Source organism: Dietzia maris, from assembly GCF_014144855.1.
GTDB lineage: Bacteria > Actinomycetota > Actinomycetes > Mycobacteriales > Mycobacteriaceae > Dietzia > Dietzia kunjamensis.
This window is the reverse complement of record NZ_JAALDN010000405.1, coordinates 1-5,353: the sequence shown is the minus strand read 5'-3', so window position 1 is coordinate 5,353 and position 5,353 is coordinate 1. Positions and strand designations below refer to the sequence as shown.

Sequence of the window (5,353 nt, the reverse complement as noted above, 5' to 3'; positions counted from 1 at the left end):
GCGATCGAGATGAGCGACATCATCCTGGCCAAATCAGACATCCCCGCCGACACCACAGCCCTCGCCGAGAAGATCAAGGCCGAACAGGCTCCCGAGATCGATCAGATGACGACCTGGCTCGACCAGTGGGGACAACCGCCCGGCCCGCGCGACGGCCACCGGGGCCACGGTGGCGGCGGCATGCCCGTGATGGGCAACGACATGTCGATGATGGACGGCATGCTCTCCGCCGACGAGCTCCAGCAGTTGTTCGACGCCGAGGGCACCGACGCCGCGCGGCTGTACCTGGAGCAGATGATCGCCCACCACGAGGGCGCCATCGACATGGCACAGGGGGAGGTGGCGGACGGCACCTACCCGCCGACCGTCGCCCTGGCCCGGTCGATCATCGACACCCAGCAGGAGGAGATCGCGCGCATGCGTGAGATGCTCGCGGCGATGTGAGGCCTGACCGGCCACGCGACACCCGACGGCGTGATACCCGACAGCGTAACACCCGACAAGGAGCCCGCCCAGCAATGACCACCACCCCTCGACTGCGTCGCCGGGCCCTCGCCGCGGCCCTCACCGCGAGCTGGCTCACCCTCTCCGCCTGTGGCACCACACAATCGGGCCAGGCGGACCAGAGCCCCAGCGGGCAGAACCAGAGCGCGCAGAACCAGGGCGGACAAGACCACAGCGGTCAGAACCAGGCCGAGGCGAGCCAGGTCGCGGCGGTCGAGATCCTCGACCAGTACGGGCTGGCCGATATGGACGCCCGCGGGGTGATCGAGCACCTCGACACCATGCCCGTCGCCGAGCGCCCCGCCACCCTCCTCGCCTCGGTCCAGCCGACCGAGCTCGTCCTCACCGACACCGCCGGCGGCTCCATCGCGACCCTGCCGATGCCGGACGAGCACTTCTACCTCGCCGTCGCGCCCTACGAGGACCAGACCCACGACTGTCTCTTCCACAGTCTGACCACCTGCCTCGGCGAGATGGCCGGCGAGCCCGTCGACATCACCGTGACCGACGAGGCGGGGCAGACGGTCGTCGACGAGACCCGCACGGCCTACGACAACGGGTTCGTCGGCCTGTGGCTCCCCCGCGACCTCACCGGAACCCTCACAGTCGAGCACGACGGAAAGTCCTCGACAGTGCCGATCGCCACCGGCGACGACGACCTCACCTGTCTGACCACGGCGCACCTGACGTAAGAGCCCGACGCCGCACCCGACCCGCACCCGCCAGGAGCCCGCCCATGGTCACCGTCCGAACCGCCACACGCGCCGACGCGCCCGCGATCGCCGGCATCCTCAGCGAGGCGTTCCGCGACGACCCCGCATGGTCGGTCACGCTGCCCGAGGACGAGACCCGGCACACCAAACTCACCTCGTACTACCTCCGCCGGGTGCGGCGACACCCCCAGTGGGTCGACGTCGCGATGGACGACGGCCGCGTCGTCGGCGCGGTCCTCTGGCAGCCCCCTGCCGCCCCCGGCGCTCTGGGCACCGCCCGGCGAGCGATCTCCGGTGCGGCCCTGTGGACGCTGGGCCGGCTCCCCCTGGGCCGCGGTGCCCGGCACACCCTCCAGATCGAGGCCTACCGACCCACCGAACCGCACTGGTACATCCGCGACATCGGCACCGGTCCCCGAGCCCGCGGCAAGGGCGTCGGATCGGCACTGCTGAAGCACCGACTGAGGGTCGTCGACCACTCCGCGACCCCGCTGGCGTTCCTCGAATCCACCACCCCGGCGAGCCGACGCCTCTACGAGCGGTTCGGGTTCGAGGCGGTGGGCTCCGTGCCGACACTTCCCGGCCAGTCCTCGACCGCCATGGTCCGTCGACCCGTCGACAGCGCGGACCGGTCCGGCCGGCCCGACGGAAACGCAGAGTAGACCCGCCGGGCGGCACCTCCTCCGCGCACGCGACGAGCCACTCAGTACGCTCACGGCTATGACGGCAGACTTCGTGACCCCCATCACAAACACGCTCGGCCGCGCGCGCCAGAACGTCATCTACCGCTCTGGCGTCTCCGGGATCACCCCCGCGGTGCCGACCGGCGCGGAGAAGCTCGAAGCCGCCGCCCGCCGCGCGCTCTTGCGACGACCCGGCGGCAAAAAGGCCTGGGCCTACGTCTACGGAGGCGCCGGCTCGGGGCAGACGATGGCCGCCAACCGCGAGGCCTTCGACCGCCGGCGACTGGTGCCGCGCATGCTCCGCAACACCTCCCGGCGCGACATCTCCACCACGGTGCTCGGGCAGACGCTCCCCGCGCCCGTCCTGGTGGCCCCGATCGGCGCCGCCGGACTCATTCGTCGCGACGCCGACGTCATGGTCGGCCGGGCCGCCGCCCGGCGCGGACTGCCGTACATCTTCTCCTCGCAGGGCTCCTCGCCCATGGAGGCGACGGCCGCCGCGATGCAGGACAGCCCCCGCTGGTTCCAGCTGTACTGGAGCAGCGACGAGCAGCTGGTCGACAGCTTCATCGCCCGCGCCGAGGCGATCGACGCCGGCGCCCTGGTCGTCACCCTCGACACCACCACGCTGGGCTGGCGGCCGTGGGACCTCGACCTCGGTTCGCTGCCGTTCACCCGCGGCGTCGGGATAGCGCAGTACACCTCGGACCCGCGCTTCCGGCAGTTGGTCGCCGAGCGGGTCGACCGCGAGGCCGCGGCGGGCGCCAGCGCGGACGCCGATGCCGTCAAGGTCACCCCGCAGGCGGCGCTGACGCTGCTCGAGATGGCGCGCAACCACCCGGGTTCGACGCGGGAGAACCTGCGCGCCCCCGAGACCCGTGCCGCCGTGCAGACGTTCCTCGACACGTTCTCCAACCCGGCACTGAGCTGGGACCACCTGGCGACCCTGCGGGACCGGACGAGGCTGCCGATCGTCCTCAAGGGCGTCCTGCACCCCGATGACGCCCGGCAGGCGTTCGATGCCGGTGTCGACGCGGTCATGGTGTCCAACCACGGCGGCCGCCAGGTCGACGGGTCGATCGGCACCCTCGACGCCCTCGTTGCGATCCGCGAGGCGGTCGGCCCGGAGCCGACACTGCTGCTCGACTCGGGCGTCCGCAACGGCACCGACGTCGTCAAGGCCATGGCGTGCGGCGCGAACGCGGTGACGCTCGGCCGGCCCCACGTCTACGGCCTGGCCATCGCCGGCGAACACGGCGTCGGCGAGGTGCTCGACAACCTGCTCGCCGAGATCGACCTCACCATGTCGCTGAGCGGCGCCAGCTCGTGGGACGAGGTCGACGCCTCGCTCCTGGCCTGAGACTCGCGCCCGGTCCAAGGCTCGCTCTCGGCGTGGTCCGGGTTCAAGCATGAGAAGAGCCCCCGGTAGGCGACTGCCAACCGGGGGCTCTGCTCTGCAACGGGCCAGCTCCGTGGCTGGCCAGCTCTGCAACGTGCCAGCTCTGTGCCGCCCTAGATGATCGGGTCGCCTTCGCGCCTGGCCTCGGCGGCCTCCTTGACGAAGCCACGGACGAGGACGGCGAGGACGCCGGCCACGATGACGGGCCAGATCAGGACGTAGATCGTGAGAAGGATCGGTGTCATTGTCAGCTGCCTTCCTTCCTAGACGCGGACGAGGTCGTCGTCGTCGTCATCGGTTCGGACGTTCTGGTCGCGGCCGTCGTCGTCGGACTGGGCCTCGAGCGCCTCCGCCGACTCGGCGGTGTCGTAGTCGGCGGTGCGGGCGGCGATCTTGGCGAAGTCGAAGTCCATCGAGCTACGGAAGGACATCGCGGCACAGACGATCGTGCTCACGGCGTACGCCACGAGCGAAGCGGTCAGGGTGTCGTAGTCACGCAGGAAGCCGAAGATGAACGGCGCACTGCCCAGGGCTGCTATCGCGCCGACGACCAGCGCCGGGCGCAGGCCGAAGAACCCGAAGACCATCAGCCCGAGCACCACGCCCACGCCGATCACCGCCAGCGCCTCGATGCCGTACGCGAGCACGCCGCTGTCCGGGATGGCACCGAAACGGGTCGGCAGGAACACCGCGAGCGCCGCGAGCACGGACACGGTGAAGGCCATGTTGGTGACCTTCTTCCAGTAGAAGCTCGCGATCACCGGGAACACCAGGGCACCCCACAGGGCACCCACGAAGACCAGCAGGTCCAGGATGTTGAAGCGGATGTTGGCGAACACCAGCGCCGCAGCGGTGGCGACGACCATCGTGAGCCGGCCCACGATGAGCATCGTGCGCGGGTTGGGCACCTTGCCCTTGCTGCGCAGGCTCTGTCCGTAGACGTCGGTCATGGCGATCGACGACATGGCCGACAGGTCGGAGTCCGCGGTCGACGAGAGCGACCCGATGATCATGATGAAGAACACCGCGACCAGGATGCCCGGCAGGTACTCGGCGGCCACCTGCGGCAGGATGTTGTTGGGGTCGCCGTCCACGGGATCGATACCCGCGTACAGGGCGAGCACGCCCACCATGCCGATGCCGATGATCGTGGCGCCGTAGCCGATCGTCGCCGTGATGAAGGTCGGCTTGATCAGGTCCTCGCGCACCGCGAACAGGCGCTGGGCGATGGTCTGGTTGCCGATCGCGTAAGCCAGCACGGCCGCGATGTAGGGCGCGCCCTGGTTGAGGAACGCGTCCGAGGAGAAGAAGTTGCTCTGCTGCGGGGTCAGGTTGGCCGCACCGCTCGAGAACACCTCGACACCGCCGAGGAAGAAGAACATCGACGGCACGATGATGATGACCGCGCCGAGCATGGCCAGCACCTGGGCGAAGTCCGTGAGCACCGAGGCGCGGAAGCCGGACCACAGTGTGTAGAGCAGCACACCGGCGGCGATCACGATGATGCCCTGCATGAAGCTGAACGGGCTGAGCATGGCGATCAGGGCGCCACCGGCGATGAAGTTCGACGTCAGCGAGATGACCGAGCCCAGGATGTTGGAGCCGGCCAGCATCAGCTGGGAGGAGCGCCCGTGGCGCGCGAACATGACCTCGGCCAGGGTGTGAGCCTGGGGCGCGACCTTACGGATGCGTCGACCGAAGGGGTAGATGAACAGGATCATCAGGGCACCCCAGAGCCCGTAGTGGATCGGTCCCGACACCCCGTAGAGGTAGCCGGAGTTGACCGAGGCGTACATCGACGAGGCCCAGATCCAGGTGGCCGTCATCGACGCCGCCGAGATGCCGAATCCGATCCGGTGACCGGCCGTCATGTAGTTGTCAGCGTTCTCGTCCTTGCGAGCGATCCGCATGGACATGACCATGGTGCCGCCGTAGAACAGCAGCAGTAGCAATACAAGCGCAGTCGCACTCAGCGCGGGAGAGCCGAGCAAATCCATATCTGCCTTTCTCTCTTTTATTGTCAGAACAACGGGCCCAGCATAGAGAACCCTGAC

6 protein-coding genes are annotated in these 5,353 nt (G+C 69.1%); 4 read left to right on the top strand and 2 right to left on the bottom strand.

The window, feature by feature from the left end; genetic code table 11:
* From G6024_RS13190 to G6024_RS13175, 4 genes are all read left to right on the top strand, one after another.
* The coding region (locus G6024_RS13190; protein ID WP_159148889.1) for a DUF305 domain-containing protein at positions 1-444 on the top strand (444 nt) is incomplete at its 5' end.
* A gap of 74 nt (positions 445-518) precedes the next feature.
* On the top strand, positions 519-1,196 hold the full coding sequence (locus G6024_RS13185) for a CueP family metal-binding protein (protein ID WP_182640382.1): 678 nt from the start codon (positions 519-521) through the stop codon (positions 1,194-1,196).
* Positions 1,197-1,240: 44 nt separating this feature from the next.
* The gene (locus G6024_RS13180) at positions 1,241-1,879 is read left to right on the top strand and encodes a GNAT family N-acetyltransferase (protein ID WP_067713405.1); all 639 of its coding nucleotides are present in this window, start codon (positions 1,241-1,243) and stop codon (positions 1,877-1,879) included.
* 58 nt (positions 1,880-1,937) lie between these two features.
* Complete coding sequence (locus G6024_RS13175; RefSeq protein WP_159148888.1) at positions 1,938-3,260, top strand: alpha-hydroxy-acid oxidizing protein; 1,323 nt, start codon at positions 1,938-1,940, stop codon at positions 3,258-3,260.
* Positions 3,261-3,412: 152 nt separating this feature from the next.
* Here G6024_RS13175 and G6024_RS16745 read toward each other — a convergent pair whose 3' ends face one another.
* Together G6024_RS16745 and G6024_RS13170 are read right to left on the bottom strand one after the other, a co-directional pair.
* The gene (locus G6024_RS16745; protein ID WP_096907137.1) at positions 3,413-3,544 is read right to left on the bottom strand and encodes a putative transporter small subunit; all 132 of its coding nucleotides are present in this window, start codon (positions 3,542-3,544) and stop codon (positions 3,413-3,415) included.
* 18 nt (positions 3,545-3,562) lie between these two features.
* On the bottom strand, positions 3,563-5,296 hold the full coding sequence (locus G6024_RS13170) for a sodium:solute symporter family protein (RefSeq protein ID WP_159148887.1): 1,734 nt from the start codon (positions 5,294-5,296) through the stop codon (positions 3,563-3,565).
* Positions 5,297-5,353: the final 57 nt, after the last annotated feature.

What these genes read in the sequence shown, in the direction of transcription:
- G6024_RS13170 (WP_159148887.1), bottom strand. Translation starts at nt 5,296, where the DNA reads ATGGATTTGCTCGGCTCTCCCGCGCTGAGTGCGACTGCGCTTGTATTG.
- G6024_RS13175 (WP_159148888.1), top strand. Translation starts at nt 1,938, where the DNA reads ATGACGGCAGACTTCGTGACCCCCATCACAAACACGCTCGGCCGCGCG.
- G6024_RS13185 (WP_182640382.1), top strand. Translation starts at nt 519, where the DNA reads ATGACCACCACCCCTCGACTGCGTCGCCGGGCCCTCGCCGCGGCCCTC.
- G6024_RS13180 (WP_067713405.1), top strand. Translation starts at nt 1,241, where the DNA reads ATGGTCACCGTCCGAACCGCCACACGCGCCGACGCGCCCGCGATCGCC.
- G6024_RS16745 (WP_096907137.1), bottom strand. Translation starts at nt 3,544, where the DNA reads ATGACACCGATCCTTCTCACGATCTACGTCCTGATCTGGCCCGTCATC.